Below are 22,763 nucleotides of genomic sequence, written 5' to 3'. Positions count from 1 at the left end.
CGCTTCCACCGCACCATGGCCCAGGGCTGGGCATTCAAACGGATGTACTCCAGCGAGTCGGCCCGCCGAAACGCCCTACCCGCCTGGCTACACGAATACAACCACCACAGGCCCCACACCGCGATCGGCAAACGCCCACCCATCACCCGCTTAACCAACCTCCTTGGGCAGTACAGCTAGCTCAGGCAGATCTTGCTCCGCCCGCATGGGTCGACGCACGTGTGCTGCGCCGGGCATGGTGCCCGGCCGAACTGGCCATTCACCGGGCCGACGCCCTGGCATGGGCCCCGGCTGCATTCCGAAAGCATGGCGTGTACCTGTCCGTTCACGACCTGGCCGCGGCGTGAGCGGATCAGCCGGCGTCCTCGTGGGGCGCGCGGAACTCGATGGGATGGGACGAAGCAGGTCTGCTGGATCTGTCCATGGTGGGTGACGGAGCACTGTGGCAGGTGAACGGCGGTCACTTCGCAGGGAACGGAAGTCTGTGAGCGTGCGGAACCGGCGTCAGGGGCGCGTGGTCATGATCGTCGCGCGACCGTCCTCGACTCACTACCTAATCCTAGATAGCCTGTTGGTTAAATGGGTAGGGCAGGGGAGTCGGCCATGGTTGAACACGAAGCGCTTGACGAACGCGACTATGACCGTGCCCGGCTGCTGCAGTGGCGTGCCGGCTTGGCAACGGACGCGCGCTTTACCCGGCGTGACCTGGCTCGCCTCGTCGCTGGCCTGTCGCTCGGGGCCGGGGCAGGCGCACTCGCCGCCGCCCGGCCGGGGGTGGCCGAGACGCCGGCCGGACCAATCCTCAAGCCGTTGCCGCCGGAGTTGTTCACGGTTTTCGGCACTAACGCCGAGATGCGCTGGGAAGCAATGGTCGGTGCAGGCGATTTGGTGCCGGTCGACCGGTTCTTCGTCCGCAACCATACGCGTACCCCGGTTGTCGACGCGGAGGCATGGCGACTGCGGCTCTTCGGTACCGGCCTGCGGGGCAGCCCGACGGAGCAGGCGCCGGTGGAGTTCAGCTTCGCCGACCTGCATCGTCTGCCGGCGGAGTCGATCACCGCGTTCGTAGAGTGCGCCGGCAATGGGCGGACCTTCTTTACCAAGCAGCAGGGCCAGAGCGTATCGGGCACGGCTTGGGGGATGGGGGCCATTGGGGTGGCTCGCTGGCGCGGGGTCCGCCTGGCCACGGTGCTGCGCCGGGCGGGGCTGACCCGCGCTGCGGTCGACGTGCAACCGGAGGGGCTCGATCCCGATTTCGTCTCCGGCGGGATCAACCTGGGTCCGGTGCGCCGGCCGTTGCCGATCGCCAAGGCGCTCGATGATGTGCTGCTTGCGTATGAGATGAACGGCCGGCCCCTGCTGCCCGATCATGGGTTCCCGGTACGGCTGGTCGTGCCGTCGTGGATCGGGATCGCCTCCATCAAGTGGGTGGGTCGCATCGAGGTGTCGGCGTCGCCGCTGTTCTCCCCGTGGAATACCCAGTTCTACCGGCTCTTCGGCCCCAATCATCCGGCCGACGGCGAGCTGATCGACCGTCAAGTTGTCAAGAGCGCGTTCGAGTTGCCGTGGAACGCGTCCCTTCCGGCCGGCCAAACACATGTCCTGCGGGGGCGGTCGTGGTCGGGTAACGGCCACATCCGCCACGTCGAAGTAAGCACCGACGGTGGTATCACCTGGCGCCGGGCCCGTGCAGTGGGTCGGAGCGAGACCGCCGGCTGGCAGCGGTGGGCGTATCCATGGCGTCCGGACGGACCGGGTGCGTACTCGTTATCCGCCCGAGCCACCGATGTCACCGGCGCCACCCAACCGGCGCAGGCGACCTACAACACGTTGGGCTACCTGTTCGGTGCGGTGGTGGCGCATCCCGTCACGATCGTCTGAACCCCAGCTACTTCGATTCGTGACGTTGACAATTCTGCCGTACGCGTTCTTTTTCATCTGGGAGATCGCGGCGGTGTAACATCGTCCCCCCTCACTGATGGCGGAGGTTACCTGCTGCTGGCTGGCGCGGGGATGACGATAGGTGGTTCGGCTGGTTGCGTCTGGCGGTTGTGCCGGTCGACTTCCCGCCGTGGCAGACCGTGCACGCGCGCTTCACCCGCCTGCACGACCGGGGTGTGACCGAGCGGATCCTGACCGAACTACGCGAGCAGATCCGGGTGGCTCACGGCCGTGACCCGGAGCCGACGGCGGGCATCATCGACTCGCAGAGCGTGAAGGGCGCCGACGACGCCGATCCGGCACGTCTTCGCCGACTCCGGCTTCGCCGGCCGCCTCGTCGACTGGGCCTGCGACCTCTGCGCACCACCGTCGAGATCGTCCGCAAACCCGCCGACCAACGAGGGTTCGTCGTGCACCCGCGCCGCTGGGTCGTGGAACGGACCCTGGCCTGGATCACCGCCCACCGCCGCCTGGCCCGCGACTACGAAACCCACCGCGCAACGTTAGAAGCCACGATCCGATGGGCCGCCCTCGGCGGCATGCTCCGCCGCCTCACCTCGTGTCTCGCCAGGCGTCGCCGGCAGCTCACGGGTTCGGCCCAGCACGTCGTCGAGCACCAGCAGCGCGGCCCGGGGCAGCCGGTCACCGAGTTGCCCGCGCGACCGGACCATCTCGTGCAGCGCGTCGTCCCGCCGAAAGCTCCACCCGCCGTCGAAGAGCCGCCCGGCCTCGAGCGTCGCCGCCGTGGGCTCCACCTCCATCCGGTCATGGGCCACCAGCGCCGCACCGAACCGCGGCGTGAGCACCAGTACCGACCACTCCCGGGCCAGCGGCTCCGCCGCGTCCAGCAGCACGCCGTACGTCCCCTGCGGCAGCGCGGGCGGGGTGGGACCAACCATCCCGATCACGGTGACCGCCGCGGTCGCCGCGATGCGCTGGTAGAGCACGCTCTCCCGTTCGAAGTACGGCATCCGCTAAAAAAGCGCCACGACCACCAAGGGCCCGTCCTCGGCGGGCGCCAGGGCCGCCCGCTCGATCGCGTGCGAGACAGCGACGAGGCTGCGCTTGGTCAACCGCTCCGGGAAGCGTCCACTCTGCAGCACCGGCCGAGCCTAACCGCCTCACGGCGCTGCCGCTGTTGTGGACGCGGTGTCCGGCGCCACGACCTGTTCGGTTGGCGAGCTGCCCCCGGCACCGCCGACCTGACCTCGACCGGGAGTTGCCCGCACCGCGGCGGCGATGCCCGATCGGCATGAACACCGCCACTTCTGTCTTCGACGCCATGCCGGATCGCTGCCAGGGTCGAGTCCTGCCCGATCGGCGCTCTCCGGCGCCGGGGCCACGGCACCCACGAGGAGCGATCATGGTTTTTGCGACACACCGCCTGGTGACCGCGGTGGCAGCGGTGTCCCTTGCCGCATGCGGCCCCGTCGGTGCCGCCGAACAGCCGACGCCTGATCGTCCGATGACGGCGACCACGTCATCCGGCGCCGACCGCGACCACGAGTTCCGGCATTTGGAGGAGGAGTTCGACGCGCGGCTGGGGGTCTACGCGGTCGACACCGGCACTGGTCGCACGGTGCAGTACCGAGCCGACGAGCGGTTCGCCTTCACCTCGACGTTCAAGGCGTTGGCCGCCGCCGAGGTTCTCGACGAGACCACCGACGCCGAGCTGGACCGGGTCGTGCGGTACTCGGCGGATGACCTGGTGACCTACTCGCCGATCACGGAGCAGCACGTCGCCGACGGAATGACGCTGCGCGCCATCGCCGACGCCGCCGTGCGCTACAGCGACAACACCGCCGGCAACCTGCTCCTGCGCCAGCTCGGCGGACCGCAGCGGTTCGAGAAGGAACTGCGGGGAGTCGGCGACAGGGTCACCGATCCGGCGCGCTACGAAACCGCGCTCAACGAGGCGAGGCCGGGCGACCGGCGGGACACCAGCACCCCGCGGGCCCTGGCCCAGGATCTGCGGGCGTACGCCGTCGGCGACGCCCTCGAACCGGCGGACCGCGACGTGCTCACCGGCTGGCTGCGAGGCAACACCACCGGCGGTGAGCTGATCCGCGCCGGTGTGCCTGACGGCTGGGTCGTGGGGGACAAGACCGGTGCCGGCGGCTACGGCACCCGCAACGACATCGCGGTGATCTGGCCGCCGGACCGTGCGCCGATCGTCCTCGCGGTGCTGTCCAGCCGCGACCAGCAGGACGCCGGTTACGACAACGCCCTGATCGCCCGGGCGACCGAGGTCGTGATCGCCAGGTGGTGACGGTGTGCCGACCCGCACAAGGGGTGGCACCGCCAGTTGGCTGCATGATGTGGATCGAGGTTGACCAGAATGCGTAAGCGTGATCAAAGAATCCTGACCAACACCGCGTCGCTGCTCGCCTGTGGCCTGTTGGCCGGCGTGGGTGGTCGCGGCGGTGGCCTTCCCCGCGGTGGCCATGTCGGGCCTGGGGGTGAAGTCCGGCGCGGAGGCGTTCGGCGCGTTGCCGAGTGAGTTGACGGTGGCCCGCGCGCCGCAGATCAGCTACCTGCTCGCCGCCGACGGCAGACCCCGCTGGCCACCGTGTACGACGAGAACCGTCGCGACGTGCAACTGACCGACGTGGCACCGGTGATGCGTAAGGCGATCATCGCCGTCGAGGACCACGACTTCTACCGGCACAACGGGGTCGAGCTCGCCGGCATCGCCCGCGCCTTCGTCAACAACTCCTCCGGCGCCCAGGACCGGCAGGGCGCCTCGACGCTGACGATGCAGTACGTGCGGCTCGCCCTCGCGTACTCGGCGGACCACCCGGGCGACGTGGTCGCGGCGACGCAGGACACCAGCGCCCGCAAGTTGCGCGAGGTGCGTTACGCGCTCCAGGTCGAGGAAGACTACGCCAAGGACGAGATCCTCGAGCGGTACTTGAACATCGCCTCCTTCGGCAACGGCGCGTACGGCGTCGTCGCCGCCAGCCAGGTCTACTTCGGACCGCTGGTGGATGTCTCAGGAGGAATTCGGCGTCACCCCGTACGACCGGGAGCGGCGACTCAAGGGCGGCGGCCACCGGGTGGTCAGCACCCTCGACGCCCAGGCGTCGACCGGGCCGTACGCAGGGCCAAGGGCGAGACCGCCAAGGAGGCTGAGCAGCAGGTCGGCGCCGAGAACGTGGTCGACGTGGCCCAGCGGCTCGGCATCCAGTTCCGGGTCGATCGGGAGAACCGGTGGGCCGACTCCGGTGCAGGAGATCCGCGGCCCGGACGGCAGCACGCTCGACATCGCCAAACCCCGCTGCGAGAAGCGCGTCGCCACCGATGTGGCCCGCGCCGCCGTCGGCGCCGCCCGCTGCCCCGTGGGCGACGACTCTGCCACCAGCCGGTGCGGCGGCAGCCGTACGGCCGCGCAGGTGCAGGCCGCCGTCGACGCTCCGGTCGCCGGCAAGACGGGCACCACCGACGCGGAGAACTACGCCTCCCTGGTCGCGATGACGAAGCAGTACGCGGTGGCCGGCATCATGACCGACCCGGACTGGCCGCAGACCACCGTGAAGGCGCGGCACCAGCAGCTCGACGGCATCAACCCGCCGGTCTACGAGAGCCTGGCGGCGGCGATGCACGGCATGCCGCGCATTGATTTCCTGCCCGCACCGGCGGACCTCGCCGGGTGAGGTAGGGGGCGTGCACGTCCTCGATGCCGTCAACATCGCCATGGTGGTGCTGGTCTGGCTGCACGAGCGGCGAGCCCGGGCCGCCAGCGCGCGCTAACTCCACCAGGGCAGGGTGCCCGTCCGCAGGTGATCGTGTAGGCCCCGGGCGACCTGGGCCATCGTCGCCTCGCTGCCGGGCTGCGCGACGGCGGGCACCCGGGACGCGGTGAACGCGGCAACCGCGTAAGACTGCCCGTCGGCGTGATCCACCACCCCTACCTCGTGGCGCAGGTGTAGCAGGGTGCCGGTCTTCGACGACCAGCGGGACGCGTCAGAGGTGAAGTCGGGAGCGAGTCGCTGCCGGTGCAGGTTGTCGGCCATCAGGGCGCGTACTCGGGCGGCCGCGAACTCGTGGATCGTCGAGGGCCGCCAGAGGGCGTGCAGCAGGTCGACGAAAGCCCGTGCCGACCCAGCATTGGCACGGGTGACGTCGAGTTGGGCGACTAAGTGGCCCTGCCCGGGGGTCGCCGCGCCGATGGCGAGGGAATGCGCCAGGTGCACGCTGTCGGGCCCGAGGCGTTCCGCCGGCGTGTCGGCGAGGTCGCCGACCCGGTGCCGCACGGCGATGCCCTCGATCCGTAGTCGCCGGAGCTCGGCGGCGACCGCGGCCGGCGGGATGAGGTCGAACAGGGCGTCGGCGGCGACCCCGTCGCTGATGGAGGTGCTCAGGTAGAGCAGGTCGTCCACGGAGATCCGGGCAGGATGGCGGAAGCGGCTGAGCCCGGTCGGGCCGGGGGTGGCGATCCGACCGGGCGCGACGTCGACCGGCGTCGCCAGGTCGAGTTCCCCGCGCACGACCCGCTCCAGGACGGCGACCGCCAGCGGCACCTTGAGCAGCGACGCCGCCGGGTACGGGGCGTCGGCGTCGAAGCCGATCTCCTGGCCGGTGTCGAGGTTGCGGACGAGGAAGCCACCGTGTAGTCCTGCCTCGTCGAGCAGGTCACGCGCGTTGCGCACGACGGCGGCGGCGCTCATTCCGGACTCTCCGTTGAGCGGTCACCGGGTGCGCGACCCCCGCCCGGACCCGAGTGGCCGGTGGTCGCGCCCAGGCATCGTGCGACGTCCGCGTACAGGACTGTGCGGAGGTAATCGAGGTCCTCGGGTACGCCGGCGGCGACGTCGTAACCCCGTAGCAGCCGCGGGCCGGCGAGGGGGCACCAGTGCAGTGCGAAGTCCTCGGCCTGCTGGCGAGAGCAGAGCAGCAGGTCGGGGGAGCCGAGGGCCGCTGCTGCGGCGTCGACGAGGGACGGCACGACCGATACCTGAGCAGGTGCCAGGCCGGCCGACTGGCCGGCGCGGGTCAGCGGGTCCCGCAGGTGCGCGACGTCGTCCTCAGGCTGGATCAGGATCCGCCGACGTGCCTGCGTACGGGCTCGGCCGCTGCGCAGCGTCTCCAGGAACACCGTCGCCGCCGGGAAGGGAGTCCGGGCGGCCAGCCCGAGCGGCACCCGCCAGGGTGCCGCCCCTTCCGGAACCGCCACGATCCCCGTGCCGACCTCAAGTGTCTGGCAGAGCCGTTCGCGCTCCTGCGGACCGGCCGGCCGTACCTCAAGGTGGATCCGCTGCCGTCGTGCCGCGACCACCAGGGCTGCGAGGCGGTGCGGCGGACAGATCTCGGGTACGGCGACCCGCAGCGGCCGCAACCGGGCCCGCTCGGCGTCGTCGGCCATGGCGTCGGCGAGGTCGACCAGGCGTCGTGCCGTCGGCAGCATGTCCTGCCCGAACGGGGTCAACCGGACCGCGCGGGACGTCCGGTCGAACAGCCGCGCCCCGAAGTGCTCCTCAAGGGCGGCAATGCGGCGGCTGGCGACCGACTGGGGAATTCCCGCCGCGAGGGCGCCGGAGGTGAAGCTGCCGCGGCCGCTGACGGCGACGAAGGCCTGACAGGCGGCGACTAGATCCATCCACCGAACCTATACCCGAAACGCATGGACAAGGCGGCAGAGAGCGCGATCGGCATCGTTTCGTCGGCGGTTCGAGACGGATGAAAGTCGAGATGTGGTGGGAGTCCATCGCGGCCACGTCTGCCAACCCCCGTCAACGTGGTCCTCACTTCATCGGGTGGCGCTTGGCGAACTCCCAGACGAGCTCGCTGGCGTCGGGACCCGCGTGATCGGTGTACCTGCCGTCACCGTCGGGACCCGGCCAGGCGTGCCCCATCCGCTGGACGCGGTATGCCTCCACGATCGACGTGCCGTTCGGTGCCTTGATCATCGAGTGCGCGTACGCGTGGCGGCCCGCCGCGGCAGGCACGGACACGGTCTCCTCGGTCTGGTCGAGGCTGTCGTTGGGCAGCCCGTCGTCGACGAGATCGCCCACCCCGGTCCAGTGTTCGACGAGTCGGGTGGCGACCAGGGGTGGGACGACCTCGTCCTCTTGGCCCTGGATGACCAGCAGCGGCACCTGTCGGGCGCGGCTACCCATCTGCGCCCAGGCCTGACGTGCCGTGTCCAGCGGTGGCGTCGCGTCCGGGTCGTCCGGGTCGACCTGGTCGAGTCCGTACTCACCGCCCGCGACCGAGGTCACCGTGGCAAAGACGTCGGGGTAGGTCGCGCCGAGGATCACGGCCGTCCCTGCTCCGGACGAGGCGCCCGCCACGTGCACCTGGTCGGGATCCGCGTCGTACTTCTCGACGACCTGGCGGGCGACGCCGGCGAGCAGCGCGGGTTCGCCGGTCTGGCGGTGTTGCTCCCGGGGGTCCGTCGAGTTCCAGCAGTTGATCGCACTGCGGAAGATGCGTTGCGTTGGGTAGACGACGATGAAACCTTCGCGATCGGCCAGGCTGTTGAACTGCGTTGTGGACTTCATGGAGTTCCACCCGTAGCCGGTCATCGCGCAGCCGTGGATCGCCATGACGACAGGTAGCCGGGCCGTTCCGTCGTGCTGAGGCGGAAGGTGGACCTGGTAACGCTGCGAACCGGCGTCGCTCTCGTACACGTGGTTGCGGTCCCCTTCCTGCATCCACCATGGCAGGCCGAACTGGAGAGCGGTCGTGCCGACGCCGATGGCAACCACGACGGCGACGAGGGCAGCGGTGACGATCCGTGGCCATCGCCGTCGACTGGGCGGGGGAGCGGACGGCGTGAGTTCGGCATCAGACGCGGAGGGTGAGGCAGTCATTCGGGCAATCCTTTCGCAACGGGTTGGGCCTCAGATGGTCGCCGTCGGGGCGGTGGGGCGTGCGCGCGACGGCGCTGTCCGCGCCAATGGTGGGGAGGCGCTCCCCAGGATCGACTCCCGGATGGCGCGAGCGCGTTCGTTGCCGGCACCGGAAGGGTGGCCGGACGCTCCAGCGAGACGCCTGCTGTCCCGGCCGCGATCGCGGCATAACGCGGCATCTGAAAGGAGGTGCTGCACGGCGCGGAAATCGCCGTAGTCAGGTTCAGCCGTTCTACTTCGATGACGGTGTGGTGGACGTGTACCCATCATGACAGCAGCGGTCGCGACCATCCGTCAGTGCAACCATGTCACGACTATCAGTGACGTGGTGTCACTGGTCGTGGCCGGTAGCTGCGGATATTGGAAAGGTGAGAGCGAGATCGCCGCGCTTCATCGGATCCAAGCTGTCTTTGCGCACCATCCCTGTGGGCCGCCCCCGATGAAGGGGCGCCAATGGTACTTGGGTACCACGGGCGGCCGGGAAGTGTCGACTGCGGTACCACGATCCCGGCGCTGCGCGAAACTAGCGTGGCGAGCATGATTCAGGTACGCGAAGTAACCAAGCGATACGGTGCGCAGACGGTCGTCGACCATCTGTCGTTCACCGCGAAGCCCGGACAGGTCACCGGATTCCTCGGCCCCAACGGCGCCGGCAAGTCGACGACCATGCGGATGATCGTCGGTCTCGACGCGCCGACCTCCGGCGACGTGCTGGTCAACGGCAGGCCGTACGCGTCGTCGACGGCACCGCTGCGCGAGATCGGCGCGCTGCTCGAGGCCAAGGCCATGCACCCCGGCCGCACGGCGGTCAGCCACCTTCTCACCATGGCTCGCACGCACGGCATTTCTCGCTCGCGCGTCGACGAGGTGCTCGGCCTGGTCGGCCTCTCGGCCGTCGCCCACAAGCGGGTCGGCACCTTCTCCCTCGGCATGGGTCAGCGGCTCGGCATCGCCGCCGCGTTGCTCGGTGACCCGGCTGTGGTGATGCTCGACGAGCCGGTCAACGGCCTCGACCCCGAGGGTGTCCTCTGGGTGCGCAACCTGCTCACCGGCCTGGCCGCCGAGGGCCGCACCGTGATGCTGTCCTCGCACCTGATGAGCGAGGTCTCGCTGATCGCGGACCACCTGGTCATCATCGGCCGGGGCAGACTGCTCGCCGACACCACCGTGGCCGACCTCGTGACCGCCGAGGGCGTCCGGGTCGTCACTGCCGCCCCCGACGCGCTGCGCACGACGATCGCCGGCCCGGGCGTCACGGTCACCTCGACCGGCGCCGAGGGACTGTTCGTCGTCGGCACCTCCGCCCGCAAGATCGGGCTGGCCGCGGCCGCCCGCGGCATCCCACTGTTCGAACTCACCCCACAGAACGCCTCGCTCGAAGAGGCGTTCATGGACCTGACCCGCGACGCTGTCGAATACGAGGCCGCCCGATGAAGATCACCCCTGGTGGCGTCGTCGCCGCCGAATGGACCAAGTTCTCCTCCCTGCGCTCCACCTGGATCACGACCGGCATCTCTGTCGTCCTTCTGATCGCCTTGGGCGTGATCGCCTCGGCGTCCTTCTCGGGCGACAACCTGAGCTCGATCGACTTGGCCCTGTCCGGCAGTTTTCTGGCAGCCCTGTCCGTCGGCGTGCTCGGCGCGTTGCTGGGGGCGAGCGAATACACCACCGGCATGATCCGGGCGACCCTGGCCGCGGTGCCGCGCCGGTTGCCGGTGCTGTGGTCGAAGAGCCTCGTGGCGGGGTCGACGGCCTTTGTCACGATGACCGCCGGTGCCTTCGCCGCCTTCGCCCTGGGGTCGGCCGTGCTCAACGACAAGGTCGGCGGCCTGAGCCTCGGCGACGACGGCGTGCTGCGGGCCCTGCTCGGTGCTGGCCTCTATCTGGGCCTGGTCGCGGTGCTCGGCGTCGCGCTCGGCATGCTCGTCCGCTCCAGCGCCGGAGCCATCGCGATCCTGGCCGGTCTGCTGCTGATCGTGCCCGGTCTGGCCGCGCTGCTGCCGGACTCGATCTCCGATGCCATCACCCCCTACCTGACGAGCAACGCCGGCAGCGCCGCGATGGCGCTGACCCAGGCGGAGGGCACCCTGGCGCCCTGGACGGGTCTCGCGGTCTTCGCCGGGTACGTGGTCGTGACGCTCGCCGCGGCGGCGTACCGGCTCAAGATGACCGACGCCTGAGCGGGTAAGGGGAGAATCGGCTGATGAGCACGCAGGGATGGCTGGTGGACCGGCAGGCGCGGGTGCGGGCCTTCGACCGGCGCCACCCGTGGGTCATGGACACCCTGGTGGCCGTGCCAATCGTGCTCTTCAGCATCCCCAACCTTATCGAGGATCCCCTGTCGGCGACCATCGCGACCCTGGTGCTGTTGCCACCGCTCTACTGGCGGCGGCGGTACCCGTACCCGGCGTTCCTGGCCACCGCGACCATCGAGTTGATCGAGGGACTGCTGGACGCCCGCGTCGGCGCCGGAGTGATCCTGCTCGTAATGCTGTTCGGGGTGGCCTCCCGCGGTTCGTGGCGGGCGCTGGCATGGGCCTCCGGGATCGCCCTCGCGCTGCTGGTCACCGAGATCTACCTGGTCAACCCGGTGATGGAGAACCGCCTCACCACCCTGCTCCTGTCGATCGGCACAGAGGCGGCCGGCGTCGCGTCCGGCGTCGCGGTGCGCACCCGCCGGGCGTACCTCATCGCCCTCGAGGACCGCGCCGCCCGCCTCGAGGTCGAGCGGGATCAGCGGGCCCGACTCGCCGTCGCCGAGGAGCGGGCCCGGGTGGCCCGCGAGATGCACGACATCGTCGGCCATCACGTCTCGGTGATCGTGGGCCTGGCCGACGGCGGCGCCGCGGTTGCGACCTCGCGGGCCGAGCAGAGCGCCGAACCGCTCCGGTTGATCGGCGACACCGGTCGGCAGGCGTTGTCCGAGCTGCGCCGGGTACTGGGCGTGCTGCGCGAGGCAGACGCCGATCCGCAGTTGAGCCCGCAACCCGGCATCGACGAGCTCGACCGGCTGCTGCCGAGCGTGCGGGCGGCCGGGCTGCCAGTCACCTACTCCACCTCGGGCGAGCTGCACACCCTCGGCCGGGGCGTGCAACTCGCGGTCTACCGCATCGTGCAGGAAGCGCTCACCAACACCCTCAAGCACGCGGGACGCGGGGCGGCCGCGGACGTCACTCTCGCTGCCTGTGATGGCGAGGTACGGGTACAGGTACGCGACAACGGCCGTGGCAAACCCGCTGCTGCGAGCCACGGCCTGCTCGGCATGCGGGAACGCGCCGCCCTGTACGGCGGGGTGGTGACCGCGGGCCCGGCCGAGCGGGGCTGGCTCGTCGACGTAGTCCTCAAGGAGCCCTCATGACCACCGTGCTGATCGCAGACGACCAGCAGTTGCAACGGATGGGTTTCAAGATGCTGCTCGACGGCACTCCCGAGATGACCGTGGTCGGCGAGGCCTCGGGCGGCGCCGAAGCGGTGCGGATGGTGGAACAGACCCGCCCTGACGTGGTGCTGATGGACGTGCGCATGCCCGGTATGGACGGCATCGAGGCCACCCGCCGGATCACCGCGTCCGGTTCCCGCACCCACGTACTCATGCTGACCACCTTCGACTTGGACGAATACGTCTACGCGGGACTGCGAGCCGGAGCGAGCGGCTTTCTGCTCAAAGACGCGCGCCCCGAGGAACTGATCGCCGGCATTCGCGCCGTCGCGAGCGGAGACTCAGTGGTAGCCCCCAGCCTGACCCGCAAGCTGATGAACGCCTACCTCCAGGATCCGGCGCCAACCACACCTGCGGACCCCCGCCTGAGCAGCCTCAGCGAGCGAGAGCGAGAGGTCCTCGAAGCGATCGGTCGGGGCGCCACGAACACCGAGATCGCCGAACGCTTCACCCTCACCGAATCCACGGTGAAGAAGCATGTCGGACGCGTCCTGGCCAAAATCGGAGCGCGGGACCGAATTCAGGCAGTCATCTTCGCGTACGACAATGGCCTGGTCGAACCACGCGCCTGAGCAGATACCGTGACAACTCAGTGACAGGGCTGGCCGATGGACAGGAAACAGCCTACCGACCATCTGGTCTGCTAGAAGGCACAGCAGGACTTTAGTAGGGAATTGCTGGAAGTGTGGTCCGTGCCTGGGCGGCCTGGTCGGGTCTTCGCAAGCGTGTTGAGGCGGAAAGCTTTGCAGGTCTGTCATGGGGCCGTTCGGGTATGCGCGGCTGGCCAGCGCTTCACTCCGAGGCCTGTTCCAGCCTGTGAGGTAAGAATGCCGGAGTCATCGTCGTGCTGTGCACATGGGCCACGCCATTCGCCGGGTGACGTCGTCGAGTTGCGGGTGCACGGGGTGATGGGTGCCGGCGCGGACGACATCCTGGATCGGCCGCACGTGCAGCGGGTCGCCGGCGACAGGAAGGCTGGCTTCTACCGGCCCCGTAAAGGCTATGGCGACTCCCGAGGTGCCTGCGGCGTGGTGTTGGAGACATACCAGTGGAGCGATCTGCGGAGCGGTGCGGCCGCGAGGACGCTGTCGCTGGTGCTGCTGTTGCCGTTCATGGCATGCAACGCGGCGGCCTGGATGCGGCCGAGGGCGAAGGTCAGCGGCGGTGTGGTCTGGGTAGGTTGCCGGCTGGTCGGCCTGAGCCTCACGGCCCTGTACGTCCTGTCCTTCGTCGGTGTGGCGTTGGACCTGCTCGCCTGCAAGTGCATGTCCCTGGGTAGTTGCCTCGGGGGTCGAACCTGGCTGTCCTGGCTCGGCGGTCAACCGGTCGGATTGCGCATTGCACTGCTGGCGCTGGTGCCCGTCGCCGCGATCTGGGTGTTGTGGCTGGCGGGCTCCTGGTGCGGCCACTGGTATGACAACTTCATCTCACCCACGGGTGCGCCGGCCGATACACCACTGGGCGCGATCGGCACTCCCAACGCCACGCCGGGAGTGCTGCGACTTCGCTCCATCCATGTGGCGACCGGTCTCGCTGTGCTCGATCTCAGTCTGGTTGCGGTGTTGTGGGCTGCGCGTGGACCGAGCCCGGTCAACGTCCTGCTCACGGTCTGCGCCGTGCTCGTCCTTGTCGCCAGTGTCGTGCTGCTGTGCGTACCGTCCGTCATTGATGCCGTAGCCGGCACCTCGGTGGTCGATGCGGTGGTCCGTGCCCTGCGGTCGGCTGCCGTGGTGGTGACGGTCGTCGTCATCGGACGGGTCGCGTTCGACCGCAGCGAGTGGCCCGCCGGAAACGGACTTCCCGGCCACGACGTCGCGGTCGTCCTGCTCTTCGGGACACAGGGTGTCCTGCTGGTGCTGCTCGGGGTCGCGGCACTGGTGGGTCGGGATGGCAGCCTTCGGAAGCTACGCTGGTTTGGTGCGCCGCTGTTCGCGTGTCTGGCGGTAGGACTCGCGGTCAGCTTTGCCAGCGAGCTCAACTACCGTGTCTCGGACTACCTCGACCGCGACCTGCCGACTCCCGATGTGCTGCCCACCAGCCCTGTTCTGCCGTACAAGTGGACGATGTTCGGCTTCTTCGTGTCGGTCCTCGGCGTAGCGGTCACAGGTGTGGTAATGGTGCTGCTCACGCGGATTTACCGACGGCGGGCGGCGGACGACATCGTCGCGCGCGACTATCCTGAGGCGGCGGCAGATGCGAGGACGGCCCGACGGCGGGCACGAGTGCGCGACGCGATCGCCCGCGCGCGATTCACCGAACAGCTTTGTCCGCTCGGGGTGGTCCACTGCTGCGTCGTCGCGCTGAGCCTGGGTTTCACAGCTCTGGCTCTGGACGAGCTGCAGCCGAGTGTCGCCGTGGAGGACCTGTTCGGCCTGCCGTCCGATTTCGTCAGTGCCGGCACCCAGTTTGGCAGCTACCTCATGGCACTGCTGTTCGTCGTCTTGTTCTTCGTTGGGTTGTTCGCCTACCGGACGACGACTATTCGTCGCTACATCGGCATGCTCTGGGACCTCGGGATGTTCTGGCCGCGTGCCGCTCACCCCTTCGCCCCACCGTGTTACGCCGAGCGCGCCGTGCCCGAACTTGCCTGCCGTATCAGCATGCTGGTCCGGCAGGGGAGGTACGTGTTGGTAGCGGCGCACAGCCACGGGTCGGTACTCGCTCTGGCGAGCGTCCTGCAACTAGAGCCGTCGGTGCTGTCCAGAGTCGCTCTGCTGACACACGGTTCCCCGCTCGGACGCATCTACAGCACGCTGTTTCCGGCCTACGTGGGCCCGGATGTGCTGACTGAGGCGGGCCGCAGGCTGGGCTGGCGCTGGGTGAACCTGTGGCGTGACACCGACCCCCTCGGCGGCTGGATTTTCACCCGCGGATACGAAGGCGACGACACCCTGCGTCGGCGGTCTGAGGTGGACCGCCGGCTCCGGGATCCGGAGGATCTCGACGCCCGAGGCCGTGACACGGTCTGGCCCCCGGTGTGCGGTCATCAGCCGGACGTGACGGACGACCGATACGAGGCGGCGGTCTGCGAGCTGTCCGAGCGGCTCCGGAGCGGCTGACGTGAGGTAGCTATCGCCGAATTTCATGCGCTACGGAGTGTGGTTTTCCGGACCGCACTGCCCGAAGAACCTGGATCTACCCGGACGAGCGTCCCGGCGGGCCACCGGCCGCCCTGAGGATGTCGGCGACGCCCTTCCAGTGCACGCGGAGCAGGACAAGATCGGGACCCTGCGGCCGGTGCTAAACGAGATCGGCGCGCGACCGCTGTGCTGACCCTGACCGCCGCTGTGCTGGCGATCGGGTTCGGGTCGCACCTAGCGGCATACCTCGTCCTCGGCGCGGTGCTCGTGGCGGCGGCACTCGAATCCGTGTTCGCGTTCTGCGTGGGCTGCGCGATCTTCGCGGGGCTCAGGCGGATCGGATGGATCCCCGAGGCGTCTGCGCCGAATGCGACGACATCTGGAGCCGCGTGCCGGCGGACGGATAATCGGGCCGCCGCGTGTTCGTCGTTGCCGGTGGCTGCATCGCCGCCGGGATCACCGCAGGCGCGGTCAGGAGCACAGCGATCTTGGTGACCTGACAAAGTGGAACTCTCGGATTCGCCGCAGGCCCGCTCATCTCTCCGATTACCTCCCCGGCCGGAGTCCCCGGCGCTGTGTTCCTGCTTTCGGTGCACTCAGCCCCCTGCATGTCCCGAGCCCGGCTGTGACCCCCTACCAGCTCCGCCTGCTGCGTCGCCGACCACATCGTGCTGTCGTCGATCGCCGTAAGCCCCTTCCTGGACCGAGCGTCGGCTGGACACACCACGCGTGCGGTGCTGGGTGAACTCCACCCTCGGCGGCACCCGGCGGCATACATCGTCGTCATCTGACAGATGTCTCGACGTGGCGCGGCACCAAGACTGCGGGTAGTTCCATCGATGCGTGGTCGCACGCGCGATCACGCCTGCCGGAGGTCTGCCATGCCGACGACACACTCAGCATCCGCCCCACCGGGTCCGGCGAAGAAGCCGGTTCTCGGGTGGCCACGGCGTTTCCGACAGCCGAGGCCAGCGATCGCCCTGCTCGTCATGACCCTGGTCGCGGCGACCGCGACAACTGTCGCCGGTCCGGCCACGCCGGCCTTCGCCAACGACCACTACAGCAGCATCGGATCCGCCGCCGAGGCTAACCGGGACTGGATGTCACGGGTGTCGGACGACGCCAGCCTGGCCGACCTGTCGATTCCGGGCACCCACGACACTCTCGCTCTCTGCGGTCACTCGGCGAGCCAGAACGGCAGCGACTGCGAGTTCATCTCGACGAGCCTCACCCAGACGCAGGAACGCCTCGGGTACAGCGCCGAGACCCTGGCCGCCCAGCTGAATGCTGGTATCCGGTCGATCGACATCCGAGTCCGGGTGGACCAGGGGGACGCGGGGCTGACGTTCACCGTCCACCACGGCGTCTACTACCAGTGGGCCAACTTCACCGACGTCCTCACGAAGATCGAGACTTTCCTGCGGGCCAACCCGACCGAGACGGTGCTCCTGAATCTCAAGGCCGAGTGCCTGGCCAGCGCAGGGAGTTGTGCCGACGCCGAGGGCTACGGCAGCACCGAATGGCGGCGGAAGGTGTTCGACTCGTACCTGACCGGGCGCTACCACACCGGCAACGGCGACGAGACGAGACAGGGTAGGGCCTGGGACAGCCTGTTCTGGAGCGACTCGGTCGACGGTGTCGAGCAGACGACCACGCCGACCCTCGGCGCGGTCCGCGGAAAAATCGTCCTGCTCGGCTTCCGAGGACCGGCCGGAGGTATCTACGGGGGTTACGGGATCGGGCAGCTCTACCCGGCTGGCGGCTCCTACGACGGCTACGTGCAGGACGACTACAGCGTCCCCCTGGTCAGCGACATCGACGACAAGTGGGAGAGGGTCCGAACGCAGTTGCGCAAGACCAACGGCGTGTGGGATGCCAACCGTGGTGAGCAGACTCGACACAATCACGAGCCGGGCGCGTTGTACATGAACTTCACCAGCGGTACGGGGGACTTCGCCCATCCGTACACGGTCGCCGGCGGCACCCCCACGGCGACCGGGGTCAACGAGTTCCTCATCCAGTGCCTGCGGGGCAGCAGCGACAGGTGCCCGGAGTTCTATCCGAACCGGGCGGGCACCTTCGGTGGACGAGAGAGCATGGACCGGCTCGGCATCGTGATGATGGACTTCCCGGGCGGGAAGTTGATCGACGAGATCGTCGCCCGCAACCCCGCCGGCCGGGCCGGTGGCAGCCGCAACGGCGGCGCCGGCGACCCGATGGAGCAGCATCCCGGCGGTGACAACGGCGGCACCCGCCCGTTGGTGCCGACCGACCACGCGCAGTGCCGCCCGGACGGCATGATCCCGACCGCCGGCACCAGCACCCCCTACTGCCGGGTCTACCAGGGCGACGGCCGGGAGTGGCTCGGCCAGGGCCGGAGCCGTCGGGTGATCGGCTACTTCAACGGCAGCCGTACCGGTGCCGACGGCAAGCCCTCCTACCTGGTCAAGAACATGCCATGGTCCAAGCTGACCCACGTCAACTACGCGTTCGCCCGGGTCGAGAACAACCGGATCTCGGTCGGCGCGGACGGCCCGAACAACCCGGCAACCGGCATGACCTGGAACGTTCCCGGCACCGAGATGGACCAGAGCCTGCCGTACCGGGGGCACTTCAACCTGTTGACCACCTACAAGCGTCAGCACCCCCGGGTCAAGACGCTGATCTCGGTGGGCGGCTGGGCGGAGAGCCGTGGCTTCTACGGCATGACCACCAACACCGACGGTACGACCAACCAGGCCGGGATCAACACCTTCTCCGACTCGGTGGTCGACTTCCTTGGCCGGTACGGCTTCGACGGAGTCGACATCGACTTCGAGTATCCGACCGTGCTGGACGACACCGGCAACCCGAACGACTGGAACGATGCCCGGTCCCGTCGCAAGGGACTGCCCACCTCGTACACGGCCCTCATGAAGACGCTGCGGGAGAAGTTGGACCGGGCGTCCGCCACCAATGGGCGCTACTACCTGCTCACCTCCGCCACGTCGGCCTCCGGCTATCTCGTGCGGGGGATGGAGAACCAGAAGGCGCTGCGCTACCAGGACTACACCAACCTCATGGCGTACGACTACCACGGCTCCTGGAACGACGTGGTCGGTCCGAACGCCGCCCTGCACGACGACGGAAAGGACCCGGAGCTGAGCGACCTGTACTCCACGCCGGAGTACCAGAAGCTCGGCTACTTCAACACCGACTGGGCCTTCCACCACCTGCGCGGCGCGATGCAGGCCGGGCGGATCAACATCGGCATCCCGTACTACAGCCGGGGCTGGCGCAACGTCACCGGTGGCAGCAACGGGATGTGGGGTAGGTCCGTCGGCAGCAACTGTCAGCCGGGTACCGGTCTGGTCCGTCCGTGCGGCGACGGCGCGGTCGGCATCGACAACATCTGGCACGACGTCGATGCCAACGGTCGGGAGGTCGGTGCGGGGGTCAACCCGATGTGGCACGCCAAGAACCTGGAACGCGACCTCACCCCCCGCTACGCGAAGGCGGTCGGCCTCACGCCGGACAGCGACCCGAACGACCGGCGCACCGGCACGTACGACCGACACTGGGACGCGACCACCCGCACCGCCTGGCTGTGGAACCCGGACAAGAAGACCTACCTCTCCGTCCAGGACACCGAGGGCCTCGACCACGTCGTCGACTACGTCAACCGCAAGGGCGCGGGTGGCGTGATGATGTGGGAACTCTCCGGTGACTACGAGTGCCCGGCCGAGGCGACCCCCGACAGCCCCTGCGTGATGGGCTACACCCTGACCAACCGGCTGCACGAACGGCTCCAGGGCGCCGCCCCGTACGGCGACAGCCGCAGCGCCGGCAGTGCGGTGCAGCGTCCGGCGTTGGCCGTCGACGTGACAGTCGACCTGGTCCGCTACCCGACCGACACGACGAGTCTGTGGCCGCTGACCCCGACCGTCCGGATCAGCAACAACACCGGGGTGACCATCGGTGGCGGCAGGGACAACGTCATCTCCTTCGACCTGCCGACCTCGACGCCTGCGCTGATCAAGGACGGCAACTGGCAGACCGGCGCCCAGGGCGGCCGGTGGAAGGTGCAGGCCGGGCACACCGGCCCGAACCTCGGCACCGGGCTCTCCGGCGCCTTCCACCGGGTCAGCCTCACCCTGGACTACTGTCAGATCATCCCGCCCGGGCAGAGCCTGGACGTGCCGATCATCTACTACATCCCGGCTACCGGGCCGGTGAACACCACGGTCAGGCTGGGCGGCACCACGTTCGCCCCGGTGCCGGAGCAGAACCGGGGCGCCGCGAAGGTTATCCCGGCGACCGGCGGGTGTTCGGCACCGGCCTGGGACGCCGGCAAGGTCTACAACCCGGCGACCCAGTCGGTGGAGAACACCACAGTGAAGTACGCCGGCAAGGTCTGGCAGGCCAAGTGGTGGACCCAGGGCAACCTGCCCGGCACCGGGGCCAACTCGGACCTGGAGCCCTGGCGGCTCATCGGCCCGGCCAGCTAGCGTCAGTGTGCGGAGCACCCGTCCGGGTCCGGCGAGGCCCGGACGGGTGGCACCGTCCGGTAACGCCCGTCAGCAGTCGACCACGCCGCCCAGGCCCTCGCGCAGCGCCGCGCTTGCGATCTCCACCCGGCTACGCATGCCGAGTTTCGCCAGGATCCGCGAGATGTGCGTCTGGGTCGTCCGGCGGGTAAGGAACAGGTTCTGCGCGATGTCCGACGTCGAGCGGCCCGCCGCGACCAGCATCGCGACCTTCCGTTCGGTTGGCGTCAGCGCGGCCCAGCCATGCCCGACACGGTTGGCCCGGGCACCCCGTACACCCCGCCGCACCCCGCGACTGCGCAGCCTGGCCTCGGCCCGGCGGATGTCCCAGGTAGCGCCGAAACCGCCGTACAGGTCGCTCGCCTCGTGCAGGGCTACCCGCGCTTGCGCGGTGTCGCCCCGCTCGGCCAGGACGACGGCGAGATCCTCCAGCGCCCCGGCGAGCTCCACCGGCACCCCGCTCGCCCGGTAGTGCGCCACGGCCGAACGAATAGTCACCGGGTCGCCGCTGCGCAGGCCGCGACACCGGTCAGCGGACGCGGCTGCTCGCGCCGGCACCTGCTCTGCCGCCGCCTCCGCCAGGCAGACGCGTACCCCGGCCTCCGCCGCCGACCGGTCGTCGACCGCGAGAGCGAGTCGGACGAACCGGGGCAGCCACTGGTGGGTCAGGGTCATCTCCCCTGGCCGTCGATCGAGAAGAGCGCCCAAATGGTCCAACGCCAACCGCAGGTCGCCGTCCTGCTCGGCGGCGAGGGACCGCGCCACGAGCAGGAAGTCGAGGTTTTCCCGATCGGCAACGGTCACGACCGGGCGGTCGAGTCCCGCTCGAAGATGGGCGGCGGCCCTGGCCCGCTCGCCCCGATGGCCGGCGATGAGCGCGGACACACCGTGCCAGAGCCACCCAGGGCCGCCTTCGCGCAGCCCACGGTACGTCGACGTCGAGGTGTCCTGCGCGACCGCGTCGAGTTCGGCGAGGGCGTCGTCCCACCGCCCCAGCCAGAACAGCAGCACGGCGGCGGTCACCCCGGCGGTCGTGTCGTCCATGCGGTTGGCCGCGCGCAGAAAGTCCCGGGCTTCACGCAGCGCTGCCTCCGCGTCCGTCCACCGGCTCAGGTTCTGGAGCGAGAAGATCCGTCCGTGCAGGGCGAACGCCCGCAGGTCGACGTGGTCGGGGACGAGGCCCAGCGCCTCGATCGCCCTCTCCGCGCTGTGCAGGGCGAGCCGGTGCTGCCGTCGCACGGAGTGGCTGGCCCAGAGACCCGTCAGCGCGTACGCCGTCGCGAAGGCGTCTCCGGCCACGGCTGCCGTGCGCAGCGCGTCCCGAGCGGTGGCGTCCGCCGCCGCCAGGTCACCGGAGCCCGCCCGCTGGAACATGGCCAGCGAGGCGAGCAGCCGGGCCCGCCAGGCGTCGGGTAGGTCAACTCCGGCGAGGGCCCGGTGCAGGTGGGCCACCGCCGCGTTGTTGTGTCCGCCACTGAAGAGCGCGCGGGCGAGCATCCAGTTCAGCTGCCCACGGTCGTCCGGGTCGACGACCAACCCCAGGGTCTGCCGCACCCGTTGCGCGGCTTCCTCGTGCTTGCCGGCGGCGATGAGGACCCGCGCCAGGTTCATGCGGAGCACCACCCGTACGTCCTCGTCACCCGGGTCGTGGTCCACCTCGCGGCGGAGCAGTTCGGCCGCGAGGTGCGGCGCCCAACCCGCCAGCACCGGTCCGGCCCCGGCCAGCCACCGCCGCGCCCAGCGGTCCCCGACAACGCCGGAGGAGAGGAGATGCTGAGCCACACGCTGCGGTTCGACGCTGGCGACCGCCAGAACCCGTGCCACCTCGAGGTGCAGTGCGGCGCGCAACGCGGCCGGCATCGCGTCGTATAGGGCCTGCCGGAGCAACGGATGCCGGAATCGCAGCCGAGGGCCGGCCTCGACCAGGATGCCTGCCGTCACCGCCTCCTGGAGGTCGGCGGAGAAGTCGATCGCCGGACGGCCGAGCAGCGCGGCAAGTTCGGTGACCGCGAATTCGCCGCCGAGCAGCGCGGCCGCCCGCATCAACTCGACGGTGCCGGCCGGGACGGAACTCAGCCTGCCTTCCAGGGCCGCGGCCAGCGATCTCGGGACCACGCCGGCATCTGAGTCGCGCACCTCGGCCCGCGCGCCGATGTCCAGCAGGCCCTCGCGAACCAGTGACGCGACCAGTTCCCGCAGGAAGAGTGGATTGCCGGCCGCCTGAGCGGCGAGCCTGACGAGTCCGCCCCCCGGTGGCACGCCCACGAGTGCGGCGAGCAGATCGCGGACCGACTCCGGGGCGAGGGGGCCGAGCGGAACGCGGACCACGTCCCGCCGGAGTGCGATGTCGCGCAACCGCCGCACGGTCGACCGGTGAGCGCCGGGACGGTAGGAGAGGACCAGCAGTATCGGCAGGTGTGCGGCGGCCGCGGCCAGCCGGCGGCACACATCGAGGGACGCGTCGTCGGCCCACTGCACGTCGTCGACGAGGAGCATCATCGGGCTGGCGGTGCACAACTCGTCGACCAGAGCGAGGACCATTTCCACGGCCACGGCGGCGTGACTGGCGTCGGTGAGATCGAGGACGGACCGCCTGTCGCTCAGGATCGCCGCGATGCGCGCCCGCTGGGGATCTGCCGAGCGCGGCCCGATCTCCAGGCAGTCGAGGAGCACGCCCAGCAGTGGCGGGTGAGCCAGCTGGTCGACGACACCCGCTGACACCTGGCAGCCCAGCTCTCTGGCAACGTGGGCAGCGGCCGCCATCAGGGACGATTTGCCAATTCCCGGCTCGCCCTCGATCCAGACCACGCCGCCGGCGTCGAGACGCAGCCGTTGCACGGCGTCCCACAGCTCCGCGAGTTCGGGCACGCGCCCGATCAGAAACCCTGGAGAGTCAACGGATGTCAGCATCGTGCCTCAGATCCAT

At 69.5% G+C, this 22,763-nt stretch carries 16 protein-coding genes and 2 pseudogenes; 12 read left to right on the top strand and 6 right to left on the bottom strand.

Annotated elements, in window-relative coordinates:
• The 3 genes and pseudogenes from ACFYPM_RS31580 to ACFYPM_RS31570 all read left to right on the top strand — a co-directional run.
• A partial coding sequence (locus ACFYPM_RS31580; protein ID WP_387204872.1) for an integrase core domain-containing protein occupies positions 1 to 180 on the top strand: 180 nt, incomplete at its 5' end.
• Between the two features lie 423 nt (positions 181 to 603).
• Entirely contained in the window at positions 604 to 1,881 is a 1,278-nt protein-coding gene (locus tag ACFYPM_RS31575; RefSeq protein ID WP_387204869.1) for a sulfite oxidase, read from the top strand.
• A gap of 150 nt (positions 1,882 to 2,031) precedes the next feature.
• A pseudogene (locus ACFYPM_RS31570) lies at positions 2,032 to 2,510 on the top strand (transposase); the annotation flags it as partial.
• Here the strand turns inward: ACFYPM_RS31570 and ACFYPM_RS31565 are convergent.
• Together ACFYPM_RS31565 and ACFYPM_RS31560 are read right to left on the bottom strand one after the other, a co-directional pair.
• Positions 2,445 to 2,912 (bottom strand): DICT sensory domain-containing protein, encoded by a 468-nt coding sequence (locus tag ACFYPM_RS31565; RefSeq protein WP_387204866.1) that lies wholly within the window; start codon positions 2,910 to 2,912, stop codon positions 2,445 to 2,447. The pseudogene ACFYPM_RS31570 and the gene ACFYPM_RS31565 sit on opposite strands and share 66 nt — an antisense overlap.
• A 3-nt stretch (positions 2,913 to 2,915) precedes the next feature.
• Positions 2,916 to 3,044: a hypothetical protein gene (locus tag ACFYPM_RS31560; protein WP_387204864.1), complete on the bottom strand. Its 129-nt coding sequence runs from the start codon at positions 3,042 to 3,044 to the stop codon at positions 2,916 to 2,918.
• A gap of 257 nt (positions 3,045 to 3,301) precedes the next feature.
• On the opposite strand from ACFYPM_RS31560, the gene bla reads away from it, so the two are divergent.
• Together bla and ACFYPM_RS31550 are read left to right on the top strand one after the other, a co-directional pair.
• Entirely contained in the window at positions 3,302 to 4,210 is a 909-nt protein-coding gene (bla, locus tag ACFYPM_RS31555; protein ID WP_387204875.1) for a class A beta-lactamase, read from the top strand.
• A 69-nt stretch (positions 4,211 to 4,279) separates the two neighbouring features.
• Positions 4,280 to 5,414: pseudogene (locus ACFYPM_RS31550) on the top strand (transglycosylase domain-containing protein); the annotation flags it as partial.
• Positions 5,415 to 5,687: 273 nt separating this feature from the next.
• Here the strand turns inward: ACFYPM_RS31550 and ACFYPM_RS31545 are convergent.
• The 3 genes from ACFYPM_RS31545 to ACFYPM_RS31535 all read right to left on the bottom strand — a co-directional run bounded on the left by ACFYPM_RS31545 (position 5,688) and on the right by ACFYPM_RS31535 (position 8,753).
• Positions 5,688 to 6,608 carry a serine hydrolase gene (locus ACFYPM_RS31545; RefSeq protein ID WP_387204861.1) on the bottom strand — a complete coding sequence of 307 codons (921 nt, stop codon included), beginning with the start codon at positions 6,606 to 6,608 and terminating at the stop codon, positions 5,688 to 5,690.
• Positions 6,605 to 7,537, bottom strand: a complete 933-nt coding sequence (locus ACFYPM_RS31540) for a LysR family transcriptional regulator (protein ID WP_387204858.1) — start codon at positions 7,535 to 7,537, stop codon at positions 6,605 to 6,607. Before ACFYPM_RS31540 ends, ACFYPM_RS31545 begins: the two co-directional genes overlap by 4 nt.
• 145 nt (positions 7,538 to 7,682) lie before the next feature.
• Positions 7,683 to 8,753, bottom strand: a complete 1,071-nt coding sequence (locus ACFYPM_RS31535; RefSeq protein ID WP_387204855.1) for an alpha/beta hydrolase family esterase — start codon at positions 8,751 to 8,753, stop codon at positions 7,683 to 7,685.
• A gap of 576 nt (positions 8,754 to 9,329) precedes the next feature.
• On the opposite strand from ACFYPM_RS31535, the gene ACFYPM_RS31530 reads away from it, so the two are divergent.
• The 7 genes from ACFYPM_RS31530 to ACFYPM_RS31500 all read left to right on the top strand — a co-directional run bounded on the left by ACFYPM_RS31530 (position 9,330) and on the right by ACFYPM_RS31500 (position 19,798).
• The gene (locus ACFYPM_RS31530; RefSeq protein WP_387204852.1) at positions 9,330 to 10,226 is read left to right on the top strand and encodes an ABC transporter ATP-binding protein; all 897 of its coding nucleotides are present in this window, start codon (positions 9,330 to 9,332) and stop codon (positions 10,224 to 10,226) included.
• Positions 10,223 to 10,972, top strand: a complete 750-nt coding sequence (locus ACFYPM_RS31525; protein ID WP_387204849.1) for an ABC transporter permease — start codon at positions 10,223 to 10,225, stop codon at positions 10,970 to 10,972. The genes ACFYPM_RS31530 and ACFYPM_RS31525 overlap by 4 nt, the downstream gene beginning before the upstream one ends.
• 23 nt (positions 10,973 to 10,995) lie before the next feature.
• Positions 10,996 to 12,150 (top strand): sensor histidine kinase, encoded by a 1,155-nt coding sequence (locus ACFYPM_RS31520; protein ID WP_387204846.1) that lies wholly within the window; start codon positions 10,996 to 10,998, stop codon positions 12,148 to 12,150.
• On the top strand, positions 12,147 to 12,803 hold the full coding sequence (locus ACFYPM_RS31515) for a response regulator (protein WP_387204843.1): 657 nt from the start codon (positions 12,147 to 12,149) through the stop codon (positions 12,801 to 12,803). The genes ACFYPM_RS31520 and ACFYPM_RS31515 overlap by 4 nt, the downstream gene beginning before the upstream one ends.
• A gap of 324 nt (positions 12,804 to 13,127) precedes the next feature.
• A complete protein-coding gene (locus ACFYPM_RS31510) occupies positions 13,128 to 15,290 on the top strand; it encodes a hypothetical protein (RefSeq protein WP_387204840.1) in 2,163 nt (720 codons plus the stop codon).
• A 207-nt stretch (positions 15,291 to 15,497) separates the two neighbouring features.
• Positions 15,498 to 15,806 carry a DUF4395 family protein gene (locus ACFYPM_RS31505; RefSeq protein ID WP_387204837.1) on the top strand — a complete coding sequence of 103 codons (309 nt, stop codon included), beginning with the start codon at positions 15,498 to 15,500 and terminating at the stop codon, positions 15,804 to 15,806.
• Positions 15,807 to 16,300: 494 nt separating this feature from the next.
• Complete coding sequence (locus ACFYPM_RS31500) at positions 16,301 to 19,798, top strand: phosphatidylinositol-specific phospholipase C domain-containing protein (protein ID WP_387204834.1); 3,498 nt, start codon at positions 16,301 to 16,303, stop codon at positions 19,796 to 19,798.
• 69 nt (positions 19,799 to 19,867) lie between these two features.
• On the opposite strand, the gene ACFYPM_RS31495 is transcribed toward ACFYPM_RS31500, so the two are convergent.
• Complete coding sequence (locus tag ACFYPM_RS31495) at positions 19,868 to 22,705, bottom strand: ATP-binding protein (RefSeq protein WP_387204831.1); 2,838 nt, start codon at positions 22,703 to 22,705, stop codon at positions 19,868 to 19,870.
• Between the last annotated feature and the right edge of the window lie 58 nt (positions 22,706 to 22,763).

The sequence above is a fragment of the Micromonospora sp. NPDC005203 genome (genome assembly GCF_042872705.1).
GTDB lineage: Bacteria > Actinomycetota > Actinomycetes > Mycobacteriales > Micromonosporaceae > Micromonospora.
The sequence above is the reverse complement of the archived record's forward strand: the minus strand, read 5'-3'. Positions and strand labels throughout refer to the sequence as shown.

Coding starts and splice junctions, on each gene's coding strand:
- ACFYPM_RS31575 (WP_387204869.1), top strand. CDS start 604: ATGGTTGAACACGAAGCGCTTGACGAACGCGACTATGACCGTGCCCGG.
- ACFYPM_RS31565 (WP_387204866.1), bottom strand. CDS start 2,912: ATGCCGTACTTCGAACGGGAGAGCGTGCTCTACCAGCGCATCGCGGCG.
- ACFYPM_RS31545 (WP_387204861.1), bottom strand. CDS start 6,608: ATGAGCGCCGCCGCCGTCGTGCGCAACGCGCGTGACCTGCTCGACGAG.
- ACFYPM_RS31540 (WP_387204858.1), bottom strand. CDS start 7,537: ATGGATCTAGTCGCCGCCTGTCAGGCCTTCGTCGCCGTCAGCGGCCGC.
- ACFYPM_RS31535 (WP_387204855.1), bottom strand. CDS start 8,753: ATGACTGCCTCACCCTCCGCGTCTGATGCCGAACTCACGCCGTCCGCT.
- ACFYPM_RS31530 (WP_387204852.1), top strand. CDS start 9,330: ATGATTCAGGTACGCGAAGTAACCAAGCGATACGGTGCGCAGACGGTC.
- ACFYPM_RS31525 (WP_387204849.1), top strand. CDS start 10,223: ATGAAGATCACCCCTGGTGGCGTCGTCGCCGCCGAATGGACCAAGTTC.
- ACFYPM_RS31520 (WP_387204846.1), top strand. CDS start 10,996: ATGAGCACGCAGGGATGGCTGGTGGACCGGCAGGCGCGGGTGCGGGCC.
- ACFYPM_RS31515 (WP_387204843.1), top strand. CDS start 12,147: ATGACCACCGTGCTGATCGCAGACGACCAGCAGTTGCAACGGATGGGT.
- ACFYPM_RS31500 (WP_387204834.1), top strand. CDS start 16,301: ATGACCCTGGTCGCGGCGACCGCGACAACTGTCGCCGGTCCGGCCACG.